Origin of the sequence: Micromonospora sp. NPDC048894 (genome assembly GCF_040649765.1) — a bacterium.
Taxonomy (GTDB): Bacteria; Actinomycetota; Actinomycetes; order Mycobacteriales; family Micromonosporaceae; genus Micromonospora; species Micromonospora antibiotica.
In genome coordinates this window covers 128840-150732 of the sequence record NZ_JBEZFY010000011.1, presented here as the reverse complement: position 1 = coordinate 150732, position 21893 = coordinate 128840, and the positions used below count along the sequence as shown (strand labels likewise).

The window sequence follows — 21893 nt, the reverse complement described above, 5'->3', positions numbered from 1 at the left end:
ATCACCCGAACGGGGTCCCTACGGAGACTCCGTCCCTGGTGACCACCACCGAGTGGACCGGCAACATCACGGGTTTCAACTACTACAACTACACGAACCGAAACGCCGCGATCAGCTGGCGCTTCAACTCTGCCGGAACGATTATGACCGGCACGGACTGTGCTACCCCCGGCGACGGATTCTTCTATGTACCAATGGGCGTGACGAAGGTGAGTTGGAATACGGCGAACGTCTGCTGACCTCCGCCTCTTCTGATCTCCCGAATTCGGTGCCTCCGCTTTCCCGGTGGTCTTTCGTACGGGGACGACCACCGGAGAGGTCGGGCGGTAAGCCCTCCGTGGCTGCTGTTGCCGACGTGGTCACCGCCGGGCCGCACGGTCGGTACCTGTTTCGCCTGCGCCGGGTCGGGATCGAGTTGGTGCCGGTCGCCCACCTCGGCGGGGAGCAGCCCCGGCCGCACCCCCGACAGATCCCGGTGTACGTCTCGATGCCGTGGTCGGCCAACGTCCGCCGCGCCTCGGCGGCCCGCCCGGCGGCGTACCGGCGCAGCTCGGCGGCGTTCACCGGCGTCCCCTCGGCGCGGCGGCCTTGATCAGTCGGGCGTACCTCACCTGCTCGCAGGGGTAGTCCGCGCCACAGCCGCAGACCCGGCGGGTCACCACGCGCGGGGGATGGGCGAACAGGATGTCGTCGGCGTCCTCGACGTCCTGGTCGGAGACGAGCAGGCCGAGGTCGCCGCCGGACTCCGAGGGCAGGTCGGCGTCCGACGCGTTGCTGTCGTACGGACGGCGGTTGTCGTGCGCTCGCTGGCTGTCCTGTGCTCGCTGGTCGCCCTGTGCTCGCTCGTTGTCGTGTGGTCGCTGGTTGTCGTGCTGTCGTCGGCTGGGGCGGTGGTCGGGTCGGTCGTTCATCGGGGTACCTCCAGGTCGGTCTCCTCGGACGAGGGCTGGTGGGTGTTGAGCCGGATCCGGTGAGTCTTGGCGGGGTCTGGTGGCTGGAGCGCGCCGTCGGGGGCGACGGTCAGCTGCACGGTGCTGGTCCAGTTGCTTGAGCGACTGGCGCTCAAGATCAGATTGCGATTTTGCGTACTCCCCTCGGCGTGTCGTGTACAAAATCGCAATCTGATCTTGGTGAGGGTGGTGCACAAGTAGTCGGGGCGTGTGGGCAGGTGGTGGCACGCCCGGTCGGGTCGGGGGGATGACCCGACCGGGCGCTCTGTGCGGGTGCGGAACCGACCAGCTCCGGGTTTGCAGACCTGGGAGCCGATCGATGGGAGCTTTACACATCTAGTCACGCAAGGCAAGCACGACAACACGTTACTTGTCACGAGTAGTGGCACGTGATCGAATGGCGGGGCAGACCTGGGAGTACACACATGCCCGTCAAGCCCAAGTGGCAACAACTCGCGGACCAGATCCGTGGGCAGATCGAATCAGGAGAGCTTGCGCCAGGGGACCAGTTGCCCTCCACCATGCAGCTCAAGACTGAGCACGGCGTCTCGACGACCGTCGTGCGGCAAGCCATTCTCGTCTTGCAGACGCAGGGATGGGTGCAGGGTGTCCACGGGCTTGGGGTGTTTGTCGCCGAGCGGGAGTGACCGGGATGCCCCACACCCCGTGCCCTGCCACGCCGACGCCCCACGGCGACGCCCCATGTCGACGCCGACGCCAACGCCCCATTCCGACGCCGACGCCAAGATCGTGCTACTTCCTGGTTGTAGTGGCATCCCCGCGGGCGTTACGAGGCCACTACATCGTGGATCGAGCACGATCTTGGCCGCAGGTGGCGGCCTAACCGAGCGGGGTTAGCCGAGCGGGGGTAGCCCAGCGGGGTTAGCCGGGCGGGGGCGGCCAGTGGGGGCTTTGCATGGGCCGGGCATTGGCGGTGGTCACCCGTACCGCGTGGGGGTGGTCCCGGTGGGGGGTGGCTGCGTTCGGTGTTCACCTCGTAGGCTCTCTGTGGTCATCGTCGGTGCGGCGGCGTGACTGTGGTGTGTCGACAGGCCAGGGGGAGCGTGTGTGAGCGCGGCGGAGATGATCGCGAAGCTGGCGGCGGCCTCGCAGAAGCTGGACGAGGCGCGGGCGAAGACGGCAGCGGCCGCACAGGACGCCGCCGAGGCGCGTTCCCTGGTCGCCGGGGCGTTGCAGGGCGTCGCCGCCGGCCCGCTGATCGGCGTGATCGACAGCTACCGGCAGGCGCTCGCCCAAGCCACGCAGGGCGGTCAGCCGGCCTACCAGCAGCTCCAGGAGACGATCTCCAAGGTACGCGCGTTGGGAAACTGATCTCTGGTGGTAGTAGCCACAGCCCACCAGCGTGGTCAGCATCCCGGTCTGGTCGGGGAATGCCTGGTCGTACTAGCAACAATCGCTCGTTCAAATGCCGTGTAGCGGTCCGAGTGCTCGCAGCGCTGCCACGAGGTCGGGCGGCACGGTGAAGTGAGTCGCCTGGACGCCGTGGTCGTAGCCCGTCTGGAGCGGATACTCCACTTCCTCGGGAAGGCGGCCCTGCTCGATGAGCGAGGCCGTGATGCGGTTCGTGGGGCGGGTCAGTCCGCGCAGCGTACGAGCGGGTGGGAACTCGGCGATGTCGTACACCTGAGCCCGCTCCAACCGACCCTGATGGAGCGCCGCCATACGGATCAGGTTGGCGTGCAGCGGGTAGGAGTCGTCGAGCACGGTCATCAGCTCTTCCGCTGACCGCGCCGACCAGCCTCGGAGCCCGCGTGGCAGCCGCTCGGCCTGGTTGTCGGCCGCGATCCGCACCTCGGGACGTTCCCGTTGCCGGGGCCGTGCCGGGAGGCTACGGCGCAGGAACGAGGTGTCGGCTGCATCCGTCCCCGCGTCGCCCTCGACCTGCTCCTCGTCGGGGGGAGGCCAGGCAGGCGCTTGGACCGGCTCATACCGCAACCGGATCAGCCGGTCCTCCAGAAACAGGCTGATCGTCGGCAATAGGAGTTGCCTCGACTCGGCCGCACGCCGACGGTCCTGCCCAGGTACGGACAACAACCAGGCCTCGAGCGCGCCGGGGAGACCGAATGACAGCCGGAAGGCGTCAGGGTCTGCCACAGGGGTGATGGTCCAATCCCCGCTTACCCCTTCCCGCCCGAAACGAATGTCCACATCGATGTTCGGGCCGTGCGTTGCGATGAAAGCCTCGAAGTCCTCCATGCTGTCGGGGTGCATGGCCAGAATGAACGGCGCTGCGGGGAAGCCCAGGATGAGACCTTCACCGGTTGCCGAATCCTGCAGTTCGGCGGTCATCCGGGCCGCCCAGGATGCCAGGATGTTCCCGGGCAGGCCGCCGTCCGTACCCTGATAGGGCGCCTCGGCCGCAGGCACCTCGGCGCCCGCGCTGCTGAACGCACTCCGGAGTGCCAGTCGTACCTGCCGGACTGGGAAAGTCGTGAGATCCGCGCTTACCGCTTCGGCGAGGATCAGCCTCGCGGCCCGTTCCACCGAGGTGATGAGGGGCGAGAACGCCGGCCCGGACAGGTCGACGAGCGAGATCTGCTGCGCGAGCGCGTAGCTCTGCGCCTCCTTTTTGAAACCAGCGGCTGAGAACAGCGCGTAGCGGTACTGGTACCGGCGTAACGGATGCCGGTAGGACCTCGACAGTTCGGTCGAATAATGCTGGTTCACGTCATCGATGACGCCGTGGGCGTTCCGCACCTCCGTCAGGCCGACCTTCGACTTGCGGTTCTTCGCCTCGACGAACAATCGAACAGGCAGAGAGAACGGTGTCGGCATCAGCAGATCGCCCAACACGTCAGCCTGGTGGTCAGCACCCCGGCCGCGAACAAGCAGGCCGTGCCCTGCTTGCCGCAGGGCTTGCTCGTCGGCATCCGAGTCCTGCAGGAGCCGGTATCCGTTCGAGCTGAGCAGGAAGGCGATCGCCTCCTCGAGAAGATATCCGGCGAGGGCATCGGCAGAGACCAGGGCCATGCTGTGATCGTCGCATGTGGACGACAGGACGCAGCAACTGGCAATGGACGCCGGGTGAGGCGCAGGGCGTCCACGGCTCGGAGTGCTCGTCGCCAAGCGGTAGTGACACGGCTGCTCCGTTGTGATGGAGTGATCACCGCTCGTGTCGGTGGTACGGGGCTGGAGGCCGCAAGTTGATGGGGATGGCGGAGTTGGGTGGGCGTGACGGTGGCGATCTGGACGGGTTCCACGTCGGGTGGGTGCCGGAGGGGGCCGGGGAACTGGTGTCGGACTTCGCCTCCGAGTGGGAGGACGTCAGCTTCGCCAGCCGGGTCTGGGAACGTGCGGTGGAGGACGGCTACCGGGTCGACCTGCGGGTGCACGTGTTGCGGGGGGAACGGCTGACCACGCTGTTGCAGGTGCGCGATTTCCTGGCCGGGTACCACGAGCGGGATTCCGCTGAGTGGCCGCTTGCCGAGTTCGGGCGCGGTGACGGCGTCGGGTTGACCGGCGGGGGCGAGGCGTTCTGGCTGGTCCGACCGGGGCTCGCGGTCGACGTGCTGGTGGATGTCGACCGGTTCGATGCGGAGGCGTCGATCGAGGTCGCCAGCTCCATCAGGGAGCTACCCCACGGCTGACCCCGGGCGGGGATGATTCCTGGGGGAGGGTTATGCCTGTCAGGCATATTCATGACGCTGTGGCATAAGGCCTTCCCCGCATAGTCTGTCCCGGCGTCGCCCCGCGTCCCGACGCCGCCCGTGTCCCGGCGTCGCCCGTGCCCCGACGTTGTCGGGTTTCCGATAACGCACCAGGTTCCGAAAATGTACACCCGTTCATATTCTGACGTGTTCACCGTCGGCTATGGACGTGGAGAGTCGTGGATCATCGAGAGGTACGCCGCCTGGCGGAGCAGTCTGCCAACTTCGGGTTCTTGGCGGACCATCCGCTGCTGGTCTGGTACGGCGCCGGGGCGGAACTGCTCGTCTACGTCGACGCGCAGTCGGCGATGTTCAAGGCCCGCGCGTTCGGTGACGTCCTCGCCCGGGACCTGGTACGGCGTACCCAGGTCACCCCGGCCAAGGACACCTTCTTTCACCAGGTGCAGGCGTTGCACACCTCGGGTGCCGTCACCGCGAAGGTCTACGCCGCCTTCGACCGCCTGCGGGACACCGGCAACCGGGCGGTCCACGACCACCTCGGCGAGGTCCGTGAGGCACTGGCGCTGCTACGGACCTGTTTCGAGCTGGGCGTCTGGTACCACCGGGCGTTGACCGACGACCGTTCCCCGCGTGGCTTCGTGCCCCCGACCCCGCCTCCGGCGCAGGTCCCGGTGTCGATTGCCGAGGGGCTGCGCGCCGAGATCGAACGGTACAAGCAGGAGCTTGCCCAGACGAAGCTGTTGCTGGACGGGCAACCGTCGCTGGCGCTGGCCCAGGCCGCCGCGACGGATGCCGCCGAGCAGGCGGTGCGGGACGCCGACGCCCGACGCCCGCAGGCCGCCGCGTTGGTCGCCAGTCTCGAACCGGCCGCCGAGGCGGCGCAGCAGGCATTCGACAGTGCGCAGCCGGTGACGGTGTCCGCCGCCAAGCGGGAGGATTTCATCGCCCGCGCCCGCCGCGCCTCCCAGGAGCCGCTGAACGAGGCGCAGACCCGGGTCGAGATCGACCGTCAGCTCACCGCCGCCGGTTGGCAGGTCCAGGACGAGAACCAGCTCAACCTGTACGCGGGCGTCGGTGTCGCGGTGCGCGAGGTGACCCTGGCGACGGGCCGCGCCGACTATCTGCTCTATGTCAACCAGCGGCTGGTCGGGGTGATCGAGGCCAAGCGGGAGGGCACCGCCCCGCGTGGGGTGGAGGCGCAGCTCGACCGCTACCTCAACGGGTTGACCGCCGAGCAGCGGCTCAGCGCGTGGCGGCGGGAGGCGGCACTGCCGTTCGGATACGTCGCCACCGGCACGGAGACCGCTTTCGTCAACCAGCTCGACCCGTTTCCGCGTACCCGGGAGGTGTTCGCGTTCCATCGGCCGGAGACGCTCGCCCGGTGGATGCGGGAGGCGGACGACGAGCCGGAGGCCCCGACGCTGCGTGCCCGGCTGCGCCGGATGCCGGCGCTGGACCGGCTGGGTCTGCGCCCGGCGCAGATCGACGCGGTCGACGGCCTGGAACGCTCGCTGGCCGACGCCCGACCCCGGGCGTTGATCCAGATGGCGACCGGGGCGGGCAAGACCTTCACCGCGGTCACCAGCAGCTACCGGCTGCTCAAGCACGCCCGTGCCCGCCGCATCCTGTTCCTGGTCGACCGGAACAACCTCGGCAAGCAGACCCTGCGCGAGTACGCCGGCTACCAGACCCCCGACGACGGGCGGAAGTTCACCGAGCTGTACACGGTGGACCGGCTCTCCGGGGTCGGCCTGCTGGACTCGTCGAACGTGGTGATCTCCACGATCCAGCGCCTCCACGGGGCGCTGCGCGGCGTCGAACTACCCGACGTCGACCTGGACGACCGGGCGTACGACAGCTACGACCTGGACTCCCCGGCCGAGGTGGGTTACAACCCGCAGTTGCCGCCGGAGACGTTCGACCTGATCGTGGTGGACGAGTGTCACCGCTCGATCTATGGCAAGTGGCGTGCCGTGATCGAGTATTTCGACGCCTTCGTGGTGGGGCTGACCGCGACGCCGGTGAAGCAGACCCTCGGCTTCTTCCAGCAGAACCTGGTGTCCGAATACACCTACGAGCAGGCGGTCGCCGATGGGGTGAACGTCAACTTCGACGTCTACCGGATCAAGACCGAGATCACCGAGGGCGGGCAGAAGATCGAGGCCGGCACGGTCGTGCCGCTGCGCGACCGCCGCACCCGCGCCGAGCGCTACCAGGAGCTGGAGGACGACTTCACGTACGCGGGCCGCCAGGTCGGCCGGTCGGTGATCTCGAAGGGGCAGTTGCGGCTGGTGCTGGAGACCTTCCGCGAGCGGCTGTTCACCGAGATCTTCCCCGGCCGTTCCACGGTGCCCAAGACGCTGATCTTCGCGTGTGACGACAACCACGCCGAGGAGATCGTCGCCATGGTCCGGGAGGTGTTCGGGCGCGGCAACGAGTTCGCCAGGAAGATCACCTATTCCTCCCGGCGGGACGGCGACAACCCCGACACCCTCATCCAGGCGTTCCGCAACAGCCCGGAGATGCGGGTCGCGGTCACCGTCGACATGATCGCCACCGGCACCGACGTACGCCCGCTGGAGTGTGTGTTCTTCCTCCGGCCGGTGCGCAGCGCCACCTACTTCGAGCAGATGAAGGGGCGTGGGGCACGCACCATCGACCCGGCCGACTTCCAGTCCGTCACCCCGGACGCCCAGGTGAAGGACCGGTTCGTCATCGTCGACGCGGTAGGCGTCACCGAGGCCGACCTGGACGAGGCGGTGCCGCTGCAACGGCACACCGAACAGCAGATCTCGCTGCGTGACCTGCTGCGCAAGGCCGGCACCCTCACCGCCGACGCCAACGAGGTGGCCACCCTGGCGTCCCGGTTGTCCCGCCTCGACCGGCAACTCACCGACGACGAACGCGCCGAGTTGGCGGAGCTGGGCGGGCAGCCGCTCACCGGCATCGTCCGGGGCCTGGTCGACGCCGTCGCCCCCGAACAGCTCAACCCGGCGACCCAGGCCGGGCCGGACGCCGTCCGTGACCTGCTGGCCGGGGCGCTGCGCCCGCTGGCTGCGAACCCGCAGCTCCGCGACCGCATCCTGGAGATCCGCCGCGCCCACGACATCACCATCGACGAGGTCAACGTCGACAAGCTGGTGTCGGCCGCCGGGGTGCCCGCCGCCGAACGCGCCCAGGTGACCGTGCGGAGCTGGCACGACTACCTGGAACAGCACCGCGACGAGATCACCGCGTTGCAGGTGTTCTACGAGGGCAAGGGCCGGGTCAGCTACGAACAGCTCAAGGAGCTCGCGGCCCGGATCGCCCGGCCCCCGCAGGCGTGGACCCCGGAGTCGCTGTGGCAGGCGTACGTGCTGCTCGGCCGCACCGCCGAGCAGTCCGGGTCGCGCGGGGTGACCGACCTGGTCGCCCTGATCCGCTACGAACTGGGCCACGACCAGGAATTGCGTCCATTTCGTACGGCCACAGAGGAGCGTTTCCGTGGGTGGCTGCTGCGGCAACAGCAGGCGGGCGCTACCTTCACTGCCGATCAGGTGTGGTGGCTGGAGAGGATCAAGGACGTGATAGCGGTCAGCGTGGAGATCACCCCCGACGACCTGGAAGGGGCACCCTTCACCGAACGCGGCGGCATCGACGGGTACGCGGGTGCCTTCGGCAACCGTGCCGAACCCCTCCTCACCGAACTCAACCAGGAGCTAACCGCGTGACCGACCTGCCACCCGGTTGGACCGAAGTAACTCTTGGAGAAATCGCCGAATCCGTCAAGAATGGCATCTTCGTCTCTCGCCCAGGGCTTGAGCCGAACGGGGTCCCGATTCTCCGTATCAGCTCTGTGCGGCCAGGGGTGCTGAATCTGGGCGATATTCGTTACAGTGCCAGAGATGTGCACGAGCTAAGGGACTCGGATGCGCTTCTCCTGCCTGGCGATCTACTCTTTACCCGTTACAACGGAAACATCGACTTCGTCGGCGCGTGCGCGATGGTTCCTGAGGGAGCTGGCAACCTAACTTATCCCGACAAGCTGATCCGAGTCAGGGTGAATCCAGCCTTCGCTGATTCCCGCTATATTCAATATTCTTTTGAGGCTTCACGGGTGCGGTCGCTTGTGCGCGCTGTTGCGCGCACGACCGCCGGACAAGCGGGTGTGTCGGGCGCGAGTTTGAAGTCAATCGTCCTGCCGCTCCCACCGCTTACAGAGCAGCGTCGTATCGTCGCTGCCCTCGAAAATCTCCTTTCGTGCTGGGAAGTGGGTTCCTCCCAGCTTGGCGGCACGCAACGAAGGATCAGTCGCTTTCGGGACCAGGTGATGATGCTCGCCGGGGTGGGCGCGTTGGGTCGTGACGAGCCCCGAGCCCGAGCGCTGCCCCCCGAGCCTGCGGGGGTGCAGGACGGCGAGTTGCCTGCCGTTCCGGACACCTGGCGTTGGAGGCGGTTGGAGGAGTTCGCGGAGGTCGTCGGTGGGGTCACCAAGGACAGCAAGCGGCAGTCCGATCCCGAGTTCGTGGAGGTGCCCTACCTGCGGGTGGCGAACGTGCAACGCGCCCGTCTCGATCTCTCGGAGGTAGCTCACATTAAGGTGCCGCCGAAGAAGGCCGAACAGTTGCGTCTCCAGCCGGGTGACGTGTTGCTCAATGAGGGTGGCGACCGCGACAAGCTCGGTAGGGGGTGGGTCTGGGAGGGGCAGATTCCCGGGTGCATCCATCAGAACCACGTGTTTCGCGCCCGCATCAAGGATGAGGTGCTGCACCCTAAGCTGCTTGCCTGGCACGCGAACGGCTTTGGTCGTCGGTGGTTCGAGGTGAACGGCCTCCAGAGCGTCAATCTGGCGTCAATCAGTCTCGGGAAGATGAAGAAGTTCCCGGTGCCGATTCCGCCTCGTGCCGAGCAGGATGCTCTCGTCCAGGCGGCCGAAAAGTACCTCTCCTTGCTCGACGGCATGGAGCGGGCGGTCACCTCGGCCCGCGAAAAGGCGGACCGGCTGCGGGCATCGTTGCTGGCGGAGGCGTTCGCGGGGCGGCTTGTGCCGCAGGATCCGAACGACGAGCCCGCCGCCGAGCTGCTCGCCCGGATCAGGGCCGAGTGCTCGGCCGCCATCCCGAAGCAGCGGACGCGCTCCGGACGTACCCCGAAGGAGTTGGCGGCACCGCCGACCAGGGTGACCGGCGACGACTACCAGCAGGAGACCTTGCCACTGTGAGCACTGTGGATTCGCGCCGTCTGGTGCAGAAGCTCTGGAACTACTGTGACGTGCTGCGCGACGACGGCGTGTCGACCATCGATTATGTGGAGCAGTTGACCTATCTGCTGTTCCTCAAGATGGCCGACGAGCGGGCCAACCGGACGTTCCGGCCGGAGCAGATCGTGCCCGACGAGCTGAGCTGGCAGACCCTGCTGGACGCCGAGGGTGACGACCTGGAGGTGCAGTACCGGCACATCCTCACCGGGCTGGCCCGGGAGGGTGGCACCCTCGGGACGATCTTCCGCAAGGCGCAGAACAAGATCCAGGACCCGGCGAAGCTCAAGCGGCTGATCGTCGACCTGATCGACAAGCAGGAATGGTCGGGCACCGGGGTCGACGTCAAGGGCGACGCCTACGAGGAGTTGCTGGCCAAGGGCGCGGAGGACGCGAAATCCGGCGCGGGGCAATACTTCACCCCGCGTGCGTTGACCGCCGCGATGGTCGACTGCATGCTGCCCACCCCCGACGACACGATCACCGACCCGGCCTGCGGCACCGGCGGCTTCCTGCTCGCCGCCTACGACCACATCCAGCGTCACCACGGCAGCACCCTCACCCCCGACCAGCGGCGGCGGCTCGCCCACGGCGCGATCACCGGCACCGAGCTGGTCGACGGCACCGCCCGCCTGGCGGCGATGAACATGCTGCTGCACGGCATCGGCACCCCCAACGGCCCGTCGCTGATCGCCGTGCGCGACGCCCTCGGCCGGGAGCCTGACCAGCGGGTCAGCCTGGTGCTCGCCAACCCGCCGTTCGGGCGCAGCTCGTCGATCCGGATGGTGGGGGAGGACGGCCGGTCCTCCCGCGAGGAACGCGAGATCGAACGCGCCGACTTCTGGGCCACCACCGCCAACAAGCAACTCAACTTCGTCCAGCACATCGCCGCGCTGTTGGAGATCGACGGCCGGGCGGCGGTCGTCCTGCCCGACAACGTGCTGTTCGAAGGCGGCGCGGGGGAGACCATCCGCCGCCGGCTGCTCAAGCAGTACGACCTGCACACCATGCTGCGCTTGCCCACCGGCATCTTCTATGCCGGTGGCGTCAAGGCCAACGTGCTGTTCTTCGAGCGCAAGCGGGCCCGCGAGGAACCCTGGACCCAAAACCTCTGGGTGTACGACTTCCGCACCAACCAGCACTTTACGCTCAAGCAGAACCCGCTGCGCCGGGAACACCTCCAGGATTTCGTCGACTGCTACCTGCCCGGCAAGGACCGCTCCGAGCGGGTGCCGACCGAGCGCTTCCGCGCGTTCTCCTATGACGAGCTGATCGCGCGCGACAAGGTGAACCTGGACATCACCTGGCTCAAGGACGCCTCCCTGGAGGACGCCGACGCGCTGCTGCCACCCGAGGTGATCGCCCAGGAGATCGTCGAGGACCTCCAGGCGGCCCTGCGCGAGTTCGCCGCCATCGCCGAAGCCCTCGGCGCGACAGGCTCCCGGGTCGAAGCCGACTGACCGAGGCTACCTGCGCATGTATACCATCCGCTATACTGTGCTGGTGGTGGCAGAGTGGGACATCTACCTCGTCGATGAGGTGCGCGACTGGATCGACAGCCTCGATCCAGCTACCCACGCTCGCGCTCGACGAGTCGACCAACTACGACCAGCACTACAACTTCAGGGTCGTGCAGGCCATCGACCTTCTTGCTGCAGTCGGCCCGGGGCTTGGGCGGCCACTGGTCGACACGATCCACGGCTCGACGATTGCGAACCTCAAGGAGTTGCGACCCGGCAGCGTGCGAATCCTGTTCGCCTTCGATCCTTGGCGCTCAAGCGTCCTCCTGGTCGCGGGCGACAAGGCCGGACAATGGCACCAGTGGTACGTCGAAGCGATTCCGCTGGCCGAGCACCGCTACGAGATCTACCTGAAGGAACGTGCCGAGGAGAGAGGTAACCGGCCGTGAGCAGCAACTACGTGCGATGGAACGACATCCGTGCCGAGCATGTGGAACGGGCCGGGGGTGAAGGAGCTGTCGAGGCCGGCAAGCGGGAGTTGCTCGCCGAGGTGGTCGGGCACCGCCTCGCCGAGGTACGTCGTGCCCGCAGCCTGACTCAACAGCAGGTTGCCGACCGCATGGGTGTCACCAAGGGGCGCGTGTCCCAGATCGAGCAGGGCAAGATCTCCGGACAGGACGTCCTCGCCCGCTATGCCGCTGCACTCGGCGGACGCCTCCATCAGGCGATCTACTTTGACGACGGGGACATTGCCGCCATCGCATAGCCCGTACCGCTCGGCAGGTCCGACCGGCTTCCGCTACATCGTTTCGTGTCAGCCACGATCGAACGTGTGCTGTGGTGCGCCGGTTACTCCGGGGTGGCGTCCTCGGTGGGGCGCCCTGCTGGAAAAGCCCGGGCGTTCCGGTGGCCCTCCCGGTAGGGTCGCCAGCGCGTACCGTACCGGCCGGTCAGTGGCGTGTTGCCCGGTGGCCTGTCCGTCTTCCTTCCGGGCGCACCAGCTCGCCGCCCATCCGATGTCGTCGTGCTCAGCAGAGCCGGAGGTCCCCACCATGGCCGGTAAGACCTATCAGGTCATCGTGCGCGGCAAGTTCGCGCCGCTCGGCGACGTGCAGCGTGCCGCGCTGCTCGCGAGAGCCGATGAGCATGAGGTGTTCCGGGCGAAGTTCACCGAAGAGGGCACGGTGACCTATGAGCGGTCCCTGCTCGCGTTCACCTTCCGCTGCCTGATCCCGGCCACCGAGGAGGACGGGGAGGCGGTCGTGATCGGGCGGGCGGAAACGCTTGCCGCAGCAGCCGTCGCGGCACTCGGTGTCGACCACCGTGACCTCCGGTCGGTGGCGACCGACCTCGACGACATCAAGATCCGCCACCGGGCACGCGGGTAGCCGGTCGGACCCGGTCATCGGCATGCACATGCGTGGGGCTGCCCGGCTGGCCGCCGCTTCCGCAGCGCTCCCGGTGGTGACGCGTAAACGCCGGGCGGGCCGATCCCGGGAATCCCAGGATCGGCCCGCCGCAGTGGTCGTGACCTGATCAGTCGCCGCTCAGGAGGTGACGCCCCGGACGTTGGTCTTCGCATAGATCCAGTCAGCGACGAGCGCGGTCGGCACCGCGTTCGTGTAGGCCTGCTCGTCCCCGGTGGAGACGACACCTCGGATCAGACTTCCGTCCCAGACCCCCGCGCCGGAATCGCCCTTTGCGGTTACTCCGTTGATCCTCTTGATCTGGAAGACGTCGGCAACGGAGGACTCGACCTTCATCGAGCAGACCTTCAGTGACGGGCTGGGGCCGGTGCCGGTCCGGCTTTCGCGGCCCCAGCCGCGCACGGCCACGTTCACGCCGGCTTTGATGATCCCAGGGCCGGCACTGTATTTGACGATGTTCTGTGTCTGCTTGACCGGCCCGGCAAGGTGCAGGATGGCGATGTCGTAGCCCTTCTCCGCCGCCGCGTAACCGTCGACAGCGATCTGCTGACCCTGTTTCGGGGCTCGGTTCCCGGTCCAGATGCGCATGCTGGTAATCGGACTGACCAGGCAGTGTTCTGCGGTCAGCACGTATCTTTCGCCGATCAGGGAACCCGTGCACTGGAACGACGCGCCGTTGTTGATCCAGATGTTCACCTGGCCCGTCAGGTTGCCACTGGTGGTGCCGTCGATGATTGCGCTCGCCGGTTGCCCGACCATGACGGCAAGCAGCGTGGTTGTCAGCGTCACGGCCACGGCGGCAAGGCGCCTGCCTGCGAAGAAGGTGGATCTGGGCAGCATTGTGCTCCTCGGGCAGGCTTTGCGTGGGCCATGGACGCGGTTGGCGTGGCCGGCAGAAGGGAGCGTAGGGGAGGCCAATCCGGCAAACAAGATCAGCTATGTGCCGGCCCCAAGATTTAACAATCCGGGGGTACGCCGTTCCGGGTCGGCGGTACGGGACATGCCTGGGGGAACGAAGGGCGACCACCTGCCACGTGCGATGGAAGACATCCGCGTCGAGCACGTCGAACGGGCCGGCGGGGAACAGGGGAGTCGGAGCCGGCAAACAGGAGCTGCGCAACGCCCAGCTCCGACACCGTCCTGCCGAGACGGGCCACCCCGCGACGCGCCGTTCCGCCGTACGCGCGCTGTTCGTCTCGTCGCTGGCGAAGGCCGGCCCTCGGTCTTCTTCGTGGAGAGTTCTTGTCGCCAGGGCGACAAGAACTCTCCACAATCACTGTTGACCTCCGACGGCGGGGACGTTGCCGTGGGCGTCCGACCCACTCCCGCCAAGATCCGACTGTGTCGCGTACGTCGTGAGTGCCGGCGACGAACGGTCGTGCGCCGAGGTGCGGCCGGTCACTCCGGGGTGTCGTCCTCGGTGGGGCGCGGCGGCCGGTGCTTCGTGATCCACTCTTCGACGTCCTCGGCCAGCCACACCTTCATGCCGCGTAGCTCCTGGTAGGGCCGCGGGAAGGTGGGATGCCGGGTGAGCTGCTGGAACCGCTGCCGCGAGACACCCATCCGCTGGGCGATCTCGTACGGACCCATCAGCAGCACCGGGTCACGACTCATGTGGCTGACGGTAGCGAGTCGCCTACTTTGCGATCGGCTATTGCCATCTGACTAAACCTCCACCAGGGACCGTGTCGGTATGTCACGACGAGTGTCCTACCACGAGTATCTGCTCGCCACGGCGATGACGTTGGCGCGGCGGCACCGGCCGGCGTGGTCGTGGCGGCGGTGGCGGTTCGTCTGCCGGTGCGGCAACGAACTGCCCTGCCGTTACCGGCACCGCATCCCGATCAACCAGCGGCACTGGCCGGGCCAGGAGGGGCCGCGATGATCGCGCTGCGGGCCGGGGTGCTGGTGCAGGTGACGCGGAAGGCGAGCCCGCAGTTCGTCAGGCCGATCCTGTTCCGCCTGATCCGGGTCCGCACCGAGTGGATCACGTACGACGGTTGGGCCTGGCTCGACGGCTACCAGATCGACGCCAAGGGTGACGCGGTGGCCCGCCGCTCGATCTACGTCCAGCCGGCCGAACTCCAGCTCCCGAGCCCGGCTCAGAGTCGCCCCGGGCCGGTCCCCACCTCCCGGATCGTTCCTTCGCCGCGACCCGCGCCGCCCGGTGTCCGGAGGAGTCGACCACGGCAACCTAATCGAGATACGTCGATTGACAGAAGTTTGTCCGATCGAGACACTGGTTGAAACATAACCGTGCGTGCGCGGCGTCGTGCCGTCGATGCGGGAGGACCAGATGAGGCTCGTACACCGGCGGCCCCTGCTCGCGGGAGCGCTTGCCGCCGCCACCCTGGTCGGCGTCGTCGGGGTCGCCACCTCGGCCTCCGCCGCCACCGGCTGCCGGGTGACCTACACGGTCTCCAGCCAGTGGAACGGCGGGTTCGGGGCCAACGTCGCCGTCACCAACCTCGGTGACCCGCTCAACGGTTGGCAGCTCACCTGGTCGTTCACCGCCGGGCAGCAGATCACCCAGTACTGGAACGGCACCGTCACCCAGAACGGCGGCCGGGTCACCGTCGGCAACACCACCTGGAACGCCGCACTCGGCACCGGGGCGAGCACGTCGTTCGGCTTCAACGGCTCGTGGAACAACGCCAGCAACCCGGCACCGACCGACTTCGCGCTCAACGGCACCCCCTGCACCGGTAGCACCACCCCGCCCACCACGCCGAACACACCCACCCCGGGCACCCCGCCACCCACCACCACGCCGCCGCCCACCCCGACCACGCCACCACCCACCACACCGCCGCCGAGCACCCCGCCACCCACCCCCAGCACCACCCCGAGCGGCGCGGAGGCGACCATCGTGCCCGACCCGTCCTGGACCTGCGGCCGGTCCGCAGGCCTCGTGCCCCCGACCCGTGGACGGCTGGTCTTCCGCGCCACCGCCCAACTCGGCGCGATCCGCGACGTCGGCGTCACCCAGTACGGCCACCGCCGCATCCTCGACATCAGGGGCGGCACGATCACCGGGGACCGGATCAACGGCACCATCCTCACCGGCGGCCTCGACCTCGAACTCACCCTCGGCACCGGCGCGACCGAGCTGGAACAGGTCGCCATCCTGCGCACCGGCGACGGCACCCCCATCTACCTGCGCACCTGCGGTGTCGCACCGGCCGGCGAGTCCACCGTGCGGATCGTGCCCGACTTCGAGGCCCCGAACTCCAGCGCGTACGCCTGGTTGAACACCGGGACGTACGTCGGCACCCGGACCGTCGACACCGCGACGAACACCCTCACCCTGGCCGTGTACGACGTCGCCGGGGTGTCCCCGGCCGACCCGCGCGTGCAGCTACGCGACCCGGCCGGGACGGCCAACCAGTCGTGGGACTGCCTGACCGGCAGCGGCACCCGGGGCTCGGCGGTGTTCACCGAGACCGTCACGCTCGGGGCCAGCGTCTCGGTCGGGGCCAGCAAGCGCGGCACCCGCAACATCATCCCCATCACCGGCGGCACCATGACCGGCCGGGTGACCGGGGCCGTCCTGCCCGGCGGGGCGGACTACCAGCTCATCGGCGCGACCAGCACGCTCGACGCCCGGTACGTGCTGTCCACCAACGACCGGGAGCTGATCCTGGTCCGCAACTGCGGGGCGTTCGGCCGGCTGGTGCCGACGTTCGAGGCCCGCGCCGCCGGCCCGTACGCCTTCCTCAACGCCAACACCTGGCTCAGCTCCGACCCGGGTTCCGCCCCGGGCGGCGTGAGCATCACCTTCTACGAACGCCGCTAGCGCGGGGGAGGGTGCCCGCCCCTCCGCCCCGACGCCCGGCCCCGTCCCACGGTCCCCCTGGTGGGGCGGGGCCGGGTGGCACCGCTCAGGTGTCCAGCGCCAACCGGGCCACCTCGTCGGCGCACCCCCAGGACAGCGTCACCCCGGCACCCCCGTGGCCGTACGCGTGCACCAGCCGCCGCCCCGGCGCGGCCCGCACCGCCACCCTCGGCCCACCGTGCCGGGCCGGCCGCAACCCGACCCGCACCCCCAGCACGGGGGCGTCGGCCAGTTCCGGCACCAGCGCCACGCACCGGGCCCGGATCGCCGCCGAGGTGGCCGGGTCCGGGCCGGTGTCCCACTCGTCCGGCTCGAAGGTGCCGCCGAGCACCACGTCGTGCCGGCGCGGGTGCACGTAGGTGATCCCGGCCGGGTTCTCCTCGTCCCGGACCGAGGTGGTCAGGCCCGGATTCGCCACCAGCACCAGGTGCCCGCGTACCGGGTGCACCGCCGGGTCGTCGGCGAGTCGGCCGGCGGCCAGGCCGGTGGCGTTGACCACGGTCGGGGCGAGGGCGAAGCCGTCGTCGAGGCGGTCGAGCCGACCGGCCCGGAGCACCCCACCGGCGGCCGTGAACCGGTCCCGCAGCCAGTCCAGATAGGGCGACATCTCCACCGTCGGGGCGGTGAACCGCAGCTGCGCCGCGTACGGGCCGAAGCCCGGCCCGGTCACCAGGTCGCCGGTCGCCGCCGCCCACCACGGCGGGCCCACCCCCGGCCGGCGCAGCAGCATCCGGGTCGGCCGGGCCACCACCCCGGGCACCCCGGCGGTGGCCTGCCGGCCCAGCTCCGTATGCGTGTCGGTGGCCCAGCGCAGCACCCGGGGGTCGGCGTCGGTGTGGCTGGGATACCAGACGGCGGCGGCCACCGCCGACACCGTGTCGGCGGGCGGGTCGGCGGTCAGCAGCGTCACCCGTACGCCCCGCTCCCGCAGCCGCACCGCCGCCGTCAACCCGATGATCCCGCCCCCGACCACCAGCACGTCCGTGTCCATCGTCGACCTTCCCGTCGGTGCCGCCCGCAGTTCGGACGACCGGACCTGGATCGTCTCCCCGACCCGACGGACCGGTCCAAGACAGAATCGGCGGCCGGCGATAAGTGCCGCTTATGCTCCCTGGATGGGGGCACCACCGACCACCGGTCCGACCCGACCGGACCACGACCGGGACCGGCCGGACCCAGGCCGGGACGGGTGGGACCTGCGCCGGTGGCGGTACTTCGTGGTGCTCGCCGACGAGCTGCACTTCACCCGGGCCGCCGCCCGGCTGCGGATCGCCCAACCGGCGCTCAGCCAGCAGATCCGCGCCCTCGAACGGCAGCTCGGGGTGACCCTGCTGCACCGGGACAGTCACGGCTGCACGCTGACCGGGGTGGGCGCGCAGGTGGCAGGTGAGGCCCGTCGGCTGCTCGCCGAGGTGGATGCCGCCACCGCCCGCATCCGGGACCTGGTCGGTGGGCGCGGCGGTCGCCTGCGGTTGGCGTACACCCGCTCGGCCCGGGGTGGTCGGGTGGACGCGCTGGTGGCCCGGTTCCGGGCGGCGCACCCCGAGGTGGAGGTCGTCCCCGAGACCGGCTGGACCGCACCCAACGTGACCGGGCTGCTCACCGGTCGACTCGACGTCGCCTTCGTCCGTCCGCCGCTACCGGAGGCGGGGCTGACCTGCCACCCCGTCGACCGGGAGGAGTTGCTGCTGGCGGTGCCGGTGGGGCATCCGCTCGCGGCCGGCCGGGCCCGGGTGCGCCGGGCCGAGGTGGTCGGGCTGCCCGCGGTGATGTGGCCCCGGGCGAACGGCCCCGGCATGTTCGACCGCACCATCGCCCAGGTGTGGCCCGACGGCGGTTTCCACCTGGTCCGCCAGGAACCCGACGACGAACAGTTGCTGCGCGCGGTGGCCGGCGGCGACGTGGTCGCGGCCGTCCCGGCCGGCCGGGCCCGTGCCCTGAAGGTTCCGGGGGTACGCCTGCGGCGCTTCGCCGCCCCGGTGCCGACCGTCGACGTGGCCCTGGCCTGGCGGACCGGCACCACCGACCCGGCCGTCCGTCGGCTCGTCGCCCTGCTCGCCACCTGCTGATCCGTCAGGCGTCGTCGTGGCGTCGGATCCTGCGGGGGTGTGGACCCGTTCGCCGGCGCAGTTTCGCCGCCATTGCTCGACGAACCCGGGCGCACTCCGACGGATATCCGACAATGGACGGTCCCGACGTTTCTGCCGGTGAATATGAATCGCCGAGCGCATTCGCGGCGAGTAATGTGCTGCCTCCCACGGCCCGTACGAACCGCCGTGTTCGTGGAATCGTCCCACTCTGCTCGTGGGTGGTTCGGCCGTGCCCATGGAATCGTCCCGCCGTTTCGGCAGGTGACGCTGTAGTCGAGGAGCCCTGACGTGTCCGACATGGACAGCGCCCCGCAGCCCGGACCCGAAGTCGACCCCGCCCCGGCCCGGAACGTGCCACCGGCCGGGTCGCCGACCGCGCCGCCCGCCGGGTCGCCGACCGCGCCGCCCGCCGGGTCGCCGACCGCGCCGCCCGCCGGGTCGCCGACCGCGCCGCCCGCCGGGGCGGTGGCCGGGTCGCCCGCCGACGAATCCGGGGACCGGTTCGCCCACCGCCCGCCCGGCTACCCGAGTGCCCTGGTCTGGTTGCGCGCCGGCATCCTGCGGGACTGGCGGGGCGTGCTCGGCTCGTTCCTGGCCACCTGGTTCTACGTGCCGTTGGCACTGGTGGCGGCCGTCTGGGGCGGCCTCGCCCTCGGCCTCTACGGGCTGATCGCCGGGGGCACCCAGTCCGAGGAGGCGGTGCCGGCGCTGCTGCGGGACGCCCCGCTGGTCGGGCCGCTGCTGGAAGCCTTCGTGGCACGTTCCGGCGGGGTGGTCGGCGGGTTCGCCGGGTTCGCGCTCGGCGCGCTGGTCGGTTTCCTGGCCGTGCTGGTGCTGCCCTGGCGCAACGCCTTCGACGAGCCGGCGAACCTCTTCACCGGCCTGGCCGGGATGGTGGTCGCCGCAGGCCTCGTCGGGCTGCTCTATACCGTCGGGCGGGTGCTGCTGGAACCGTGGCTGCTGGGGGTCTCCGGCGCGCGTCTGCTCAGCCGTCGCGAGGCCGAACGGCTGCGTCCGCTGCTGAGCGACTGCGCGGCCCGGCTCGGCCTGCCCGGTGAACCCCGGCTGCTGATCGAGGACGACCCGGTGCTGACCAACGCCCGCGCGTACGCCCGGCACGTGGTGGTGAGCACCGCCGTACTCGACTGCACCGACGAGGAGATCGCCGCGCTACTCAGCCACGAACTGGTGCACTGGCGCACCGGCGACGAGGTGACCAGCGCGTTCATCCGCGGTGTCGGCCTGCCGCTGGTGCTGGTGCATGCGCTGCCGGCCTGGCTGATGCGCCGGTTCCCGCACCCGGCCACCGACTTCGTGGTGTTCCTGTTCTTCTGGCCGGTGCTGCTCACCATGCGCTACCTGGTCCTGCCCTGCCACCGCCGGGACGTCCGGGCCGCCGAGTACCGGGCCGACACCGGCGCGGTGCTCGCCGGGCACCGGGAGGGGATGCGCGCCATGCTGGAGCGGCGGCGCTCCTTCGAGACCGGGCGCAGCGGCTGGGACGAGGCGGTCTGCGCCACCCACCCGCCGTCCGAGCTGCGCCTGGACCGGCTGGACCACCCCGTCCCCGACCCGGCCACCGACCGCGCGGCCACCGCACGCGGCCTCGACGAGCTGTTCGGCGGTACGACGGGTGCGACGGTCGGTTCCCGCCGGGCGCTACTGCTGGTCGGCGCGTTGGTGCTGGTGAGCTGCCTCGGCGGGGGGTTGACGGCGACCCAGTGGGCGTTCTTCCGTCCCCAGGCGGCCGTCAGCGACTACTTCGCGGCCCTGGACGACCACGACGCCCCCGAGGCGCTCGACCAGCTCACCCCCGACGTGCGGGCGGCGCTGGGCGACAGCGGGCAGCTCGCCCGGATGGTGGCGGCGAAGGACTACCGCCCGCCCACCGACGTCTCCGTGACGGGGGTGGAACGCGACGGCGACGAGGCGGTCGCGACGGTCGCCTACACCCTCGCCGGGCGGAAGCTGACCGCCGAGCTGCCGTTGCGCCGCGACGACTCCGCCGTGCTCGGGCTGTTCCACCGCTGGCACCTCGACGCCGCCCCGGCGACCCTGACCCTGCCCGGCGGCCCGGCCCCGCTGACCGTCAATGGGGTGCCCGCACCCACCGGTGAGGAGGGGGTCGCGGTACCGCTGCTGCCCGGGGCGTACACGGTCGCGGGGGAGAGCAACGCGCTCAGCGAGACGGCGCCCCGGGTGGTCTACGTCGTACCCGGGCAGCAGAGCGTGAGCGGCGCGGAGCTGACGCCCACCCTGCGACCCGAGGCGCTGGCGGCGGCGGAACAGAGCGTGCGGTCCTACCTGGACGGCTGCGCGGCGCAGGCGGTGGCCGCGCCACCGGGCTGCCCGCTGCGCTACTACAGCGGCGGTTCGACGGTGAAGAAGATCGCCTGGAAGATCACCGAATACCCGAGGATCGAGCTGACCCTGACCGGCCCGACCACCGCGCGGGTCTCCACCGCGTACGAGTCGCAGGGGTCGGCGCGGGCCACCGGCAGCACCGTCGGCTACTTCGGGACCACCCCGTTCAGCGACACCCAGACGGTCGGGGTCAGCGGTGTGCTGTCGGTGGTCGACGGCAAGCTGACCTTCCAACCCGGTGACGACTGAGCCGGCGTGTGCCGACTGAGCCACCCGGTGTCGACGGTGCCGTCCGGTGCCGGGTCGCACCGTGGCGACGACTGATAGGGAGATCGAGATGACCGCCCCCCGTTCCACCGCCCCGGCCCGGCTGGTGCTGGCCCCGCGTGCCGCCGGGCCGCACCGGGTGCCGCTGCTGGCCTGGCTGCACCGCGACCCGCGCTACCGGGCCCTGGTCCGCGACGCAGGCCCGGGGGGCGGGGCCGGTGGCCGGGCCGGTTTCAGCGACGCGGTGATCATCGCGGTGGTGGCCCAGGGGTTGCTGCCCGGCCTGTTCAACCTGGTGCAGAGCTGGGTGGACCAGCAGCGGACCGAGGTGAGCATCCGGCTCCAGGTGGGCGACTCCGAGGTGGAGATCCAGGTCAACGGTCGTACCGACGCGGCGAAGCTGTTCGACGAGGCCCAGCGGGCGCTGCGCCCGACCGACCCCGGCAACGAGATCACCCCCGGCGGCTGACCCACCGCCACCCTGCCCCGAGCCGACCCGGGCCCCGGGCCCGCCCGCCCCCGGGCCCGCCCGGCGTGCGGCGCTCGGCGCGTCGGGGCTCAACGAGGGGGGCGACCGGGCCTGGTCAGCAAGATCCCGGGGGTGCGCGGGGGCGAGCGGGCGGTGGCCGAGTCGT

General features: G+C 69.8%; 22 protein-coding genes and 1 pseudogene. 17 read left to right on the top strand and 6 right to left on the bottom strand.

The window, feature by feature from the left end:
• Positions 1-38 precede the first annotated feature (38 nt).
• Positions 39-239, top strand: a complete 201-nt coding sequence (locus AB0C22_RS23190) for a hypothetical protein (protein WP_255597670.1) — start codon at positions 39-41, stop codon at positions 237-239.
• 98 nt (positions 240-337) lie between these two features.
• On the top strand, positions 338-592 hold the full coding sequence (locus AB0C22_RS23185) for a hypothetical protein (protein WP_357536935.1): 255 nt from the start codon (positions 338-340) through the stop codon (positions 590-592).
• Here the strand turns inward: AB0C22_RS23185 and AB0C22_RS23180 are convergent.
• Both AB0C22_RS23180 and AB0C22_RS23175 read right to left on the bottom strand, forming a co-directional pair.
• Positions 561-911 carry a hypothetical protein gene (locus AB0C22_RS23180; RefSeq protein WP_357536933.1) on the bottom strand — a complete coding sequence of 117 codons (351 nt, stop codon included), beginning with the start codon at positions 909-911 and terminating at the stop codon, positions 561-563. The genes AB0C22_RS23185 and AB0C22_RS23180 overlap by 32 nt on opposite strands.
• Positions 908-1066 carry a hypothetical protein gene (locus AB0C22_RS23175; RefSeq protein ID WP_357536931.1) on the bottom strand — a complete coding sequence of 53 codons (159 nt, stop codon included), beginning with the start codon at positions 1064-1066 and terminating at the stop codon, positions 908-910. Before AB0C22_RS23175 ends, AB0C22_RS23180 begins: the two co-directional genes overlap by 4 nt.
• A 309-nt stretch (positions 1067-1375) precedes the next feature.
• Here AB0C22_RS23175 and AB0C22_RS23170 point away from each other — a divergent pair, with 309 nt between their 5' ends.
• Positions 1376-1597 carry a winged helix-turn-helix domain-containing protein gene (locus tag AB0C22_RS23170; RefSeq protein WP_208570915.1) on the top strand — a complete coding sequence of 74 codons (222 nt, stop codon included), beginning with the start codon at positions 1376-1378 and terminating at the stop codon, positions 1595-1597.
• A gap of 421 nt (positions 1598-2018) precedes the next feature.
• Complete coding sequence (locus AB0C22_RS23165) at positions 2019-2282, top strand: DUF6244 family protein (protein ID WP_357013967.1); 264 nt, start codon at positions 2019-2021, stop codon at positions 2280-2282.
• Positions 2283-2372: 90 nt separating this feature from the next.
• On the opposite strand, the gene AB0C22_RS23160 is transcribed toward AB0C22_RS23165, so the two are convergent.
• Positions 2373-3941, bottom strand: coding sequence for a restriction endonuclease (locus AB0C22_RS23160; protein WP_219463848.1), 1569 nt, complete (start codon positions 3939-3941; stop codon positions 2373-2375).
• A gap of 182 nt (positions 3942-4123) precedes the next feature.
• Between AB0C22_RS23160 and AB0C22_RS23155 the strand changes: the two genes are divergently transcribed.
• The 7 genes and pseudogenes from AB0C22_RS23155 (at position 4124) to AB0C22_RS23125 (ending at position 12663) form a co-directional block, all read left to right on the top strand.
• Positions 4124-4558 carry a hypothetical protein gene (locus AB0C22_RS23155; RefSeq protein WP_357536928.1) on the top strand — a complete coding sequence of 145 codons (435 nt, stop codon included), beginning with the start codon at positions 4124-4126 and terminating at the stop codon, positions 4556-4558.
• 239 nt (positions 4559-4797) lie between these two features.
• Positions 4798-8289, top strand: a complete 3492-nt coding sequence (locus AB0C22_RS23150) for a DEAD/DEAH box helicase family protein (RefSeq protein WP_308290854.1) — start codon at positions 4798-4800, stop codon at positions 8287-8289.
• Positions 8286-9779: a restriction endonuclease subunit S gene (locus AB0C22_RS23145; protein ID WP_357536926.1), complete on the top strand. Its 1494-nt coding sequence runs from the start codon at positions 8286-8288 to the stop codon at positions 9777-9779. The genes AB0C22_RS23150 and AB0C22_RS23145 overlap by 4 nt, the downstream gene beginning before the upstream one ends.
• Positions 9780-9784: 5 nt before the next feature.
• On the top strand, positions 9785-11275 hold the full coding sequence (locus AB0C22_RS23140; RefSeq protein ID WP_357536924.1) for a class I SAM-dependent DNA methyltransferase: 1491 nt from the start codon (positions 9785-9787) through the stop codon (positions 11273-11275).
• A 40-nt stretch (positions 11276-11315) separates the two neighbouring features.
• Positions 11316-11724 (top strand): annotated as a pseudogene (locus AB0C22_RS23135) (type II toxin-antitoxin system RelE/ParE family toxin).
• Positions 11721-12041 carry a helix-turn-helix transcriptional regulator gene (locus AB0C22_RS23130; RefSeq protein ID WP_219463838.1) on the top strand — a complete coding sequence of 107 codons (321 nt, stop codon included), beginning with the start codon at positions 11721-11723 and terminating at the stop codon, positions 12039-12041. The pseudogene AB0C22_RS23135 and the gene AB0C22_RS23130 overlap by 4 nt, the downstream one beginning before the upstream one ends.
• 286 nt (positions 12042-12327) lie before the next feature.
• Entirely contained in the window at positions 12328-12663 is a 336-nt protein-coding gene (locus tag AB0C22_RS23125) for a DUF6204 family protein (RefSeq protein ID WP_219463836.1), read from the top strand.
• 159 nt (positions 12664-12822) lie between these two features.
• Here AB0C22_RS23125 and AB0C22_RS23120 read toward each other — a convergent pair whose 3' ends face one another.
• Positions 12823-13542: a trypsin-like serine protease gene (locus AB0C22_RS23120; RefSeq protein WP_357536921.1), complete on the bottom strand. Its 720-nt coding sequence runs from the start codon at positions 13540-13542 to the stop codon at positions 12823-12825.
• Between the two features lie 558 nt (positions 13543-14100).
• Complete coding sequence (locus AB0C22_RS23115; protein WP_219463832.1) at positions 14101-14316, bottom strand: DNA-binding protein; 216 nt, start codon at positions 14314-14316, stop codon at positions 14101-14103.
• Between the two features lie 79 nt (positions 14317-14395).
• Here AB0C22_RS23115 and AB0C22_RS23110 point away from each other — a divergent pair, with 79 nt between their 5' ends.
• Genes AB0C22_RS23110 through AB0C22_RS23100 form a run of 3 tightly spaced genes read left to right on the top strand, consistent with a single transcriptional unit; the run spans position 14396 to position 16498 of the window.
• On the top strand, positions 14396-14587 hold the full coding sequence (locus tag AB0C22_RS23110; RefSeq protein ID WP_219463829.1) for a hypothetical protein: 192 nt from the start codon (positions 14396-14398) through the stop codon (positions 14585-14587).
• On the top strand, positions 14587-14949 hold the full coding sequence (locus tag AB0C22_RS23105; protein WP_357536989.1) for a hypothetical protein: 363 nt from the start codon (positions 14587-14589) through the stop codon (positions 14947-14949). The genes AB0C22_RS23110 and AB0C22_RS23105 overlap by 1 nt, the downstream gene beginning before the upstream one ends.
• Before the next feature lie 49 nt (positions 14950-14998).
• Positions 14999-16498, top strand: a complete 1500-nt coding sequence (locus tag AB0C22_RS23100) for a DUF3237 family protein (protein ID WP_357536918.1) — start codon at positions 14999-15001, stop codon at positions 16496-16498.
• Between the two features lie 85 nt (positions 16499-16583).
• Here the strand turns inward: AB0C22_RS23100 and AB0C22_RS23095 are convergent, their stop codons facing one another.
• Positions 16584-17528, bottom strand: a complete 945-nt coding sequence (locus AB0C22_RS23095; RefSeq protein ID WP_357536917.1) for an FAD-dependent oxidoreductase — start codon at positions 17526-17528, stop codon at positions 16584-16586.
• Positions 17529-17652: 124 nt separating this feature from the next.
• Here AB0C22_RS23095 and AB0C22_RS23090 point away from each other — a divergent pair, with 124 nt between their 5' ends.
• The 3 genes from AB0C22_RS23090 to AB0C22_RS23080 all read left to right on the top strand — a co-directional run bounded on the left by AB0C22_RS23090 (position 17653) and on the right by AB0C22_RS23080 (position 21727).
• Positions 17653-18606, top strand: coding sequence for a LysR substrate-binding domain-containing protein (locus AB0C22_RS23090; RefSeq protein ID WP_255597665.1), 954 nt, complete (start codon positions 17653-17655; stop codon positions 18604-18606).
• A gap of 318 nt (positions 18607-18924) precedes the next feature.
• Positions 18925-21240 carry a M48 family metalloprotease gene (locus AB0C22_RS23085; RefSeq protein ID WP_357536987.1) on the top strand — a complete coding sequence of 772 codons (2316 nt, stop codon included), beginning with the start codon at positions 18925-18927 and terminating at the stop codon, positions 21238-21240.
• Positions 21241-21328: 88 nt separating this feature from the next.
• Positions 21329-21727: a hypothetical protein gene (locus AB0C22_RS23080; protein WP_357536914.1), complete on the top strand. Its 399-nt coding sequence runs from the start codon at positions 21329-21331 to the stop codon at positions 21725-21727.
• Positions 21728-21893 lie beyond the last annotated feature (166 nt).

What these genes read in the sequence shown, in the direction of transcription:
- AB0C22_RS23180 (WP_357536933.1), bottom strand. Translation starts at nt 911, where the DNA reads ATGAACGACCGACCCGACCACCGCCCCAGCCGACGACAGCACGACAAC.
- AB0C22_RS23170 (WP_208570915.1), top strand. Translation starts at nt 1,376, where the DNA reads ATGCCCGTCAAGCCCAAGTGGCAACAACTCGCGGACCAGATCCGTGGG.
- AB0C22_RS23160 (WP_219463848.1), bottom strand. Translation starts at nt 3,941, where the DNA reads ATGGCCCTGGTCTCTGCCGATGCCCTCGCCGGATATCTTCTCGAGGAG.
- AB0C22_RS23155 (WP_357536928.1), top strand. Translation starts at nt 4,124, where the DNA reads ATGGCGGAGTTGGGTGGGCGTGACGGTGGCGATCTGGACGGGTTCCAC.
- AB0C22_RS23125 (WP_219463836.1), top strand. Translation starts at nt 12,328, where the DNA reads ATGGCCGGTAAGACCTATCAGGTCATCGTGCGCGGCAAGTTCGCGCCG.
- AB0C22_RS23120 (WP_357536921.1), bottom strand. Translation starts at nt 13,542, where the DNA reads ATGCTGCCCAGATCCACCTTCTTCGCAGGCAGGCGCCTTGCCGCCGTG.
- AB0C22_RS23115 (WP_219463832.1), bottom strand. Translation starts at nt 14,316, where the DNA reads ATGAGTCGTGACCCGGTGCTGCTGATGGGTCCGTACGAGATCGCCCAG.
- AB0C22_RS23110 (WP_219463829.1), top strand. Translation starts at nt 14,396, where the DNA reads ATGTCACGACGAGTGTCCTACCACGAGTATCTGCTCGCCACGGCGATG.
- AB0C22_RS23100 (WP_357536918.1), top strand. Translation starts at nt 14,999, where the DNA reads ATGAGGCTCGTACACCGGCGGCCCCTGCTCGCGGGAGCGCTTGCCGCC.
- AB0C22_RS23095 (WP_357536917.1), bottom strand. Translation starts at nt 17,528, where the DNA reads ATGGACACGGACGTGCTGGTGGTCGGGGGCGGGATCATCGGGTTGACG.
- AB0C22_RS23090 (WP_255597665.1), top strand. Translation starts at nt 17,653, where the DNA reads ATGGGGGCACCACCGACCACCGGTCCGACCCGACCGGACCACGACCGG.
- AB0C22_RS23085 (WP_357536987.1), top strand. Translation starts at nt 18,925, where the DNA reads ATGGACAGCGCCCCGCAGCCCGGACCCGAAGTCGACCCCGCCCCGGCC.
- AB0C22_RS23080 (WP_357536914.1), top strand. Translation starts at nt 21,329, where the DNA reads ATGACCGCCCCCCGTTCCACCGCCCCGGCCCGGCTGGTGCTGGCCCCG.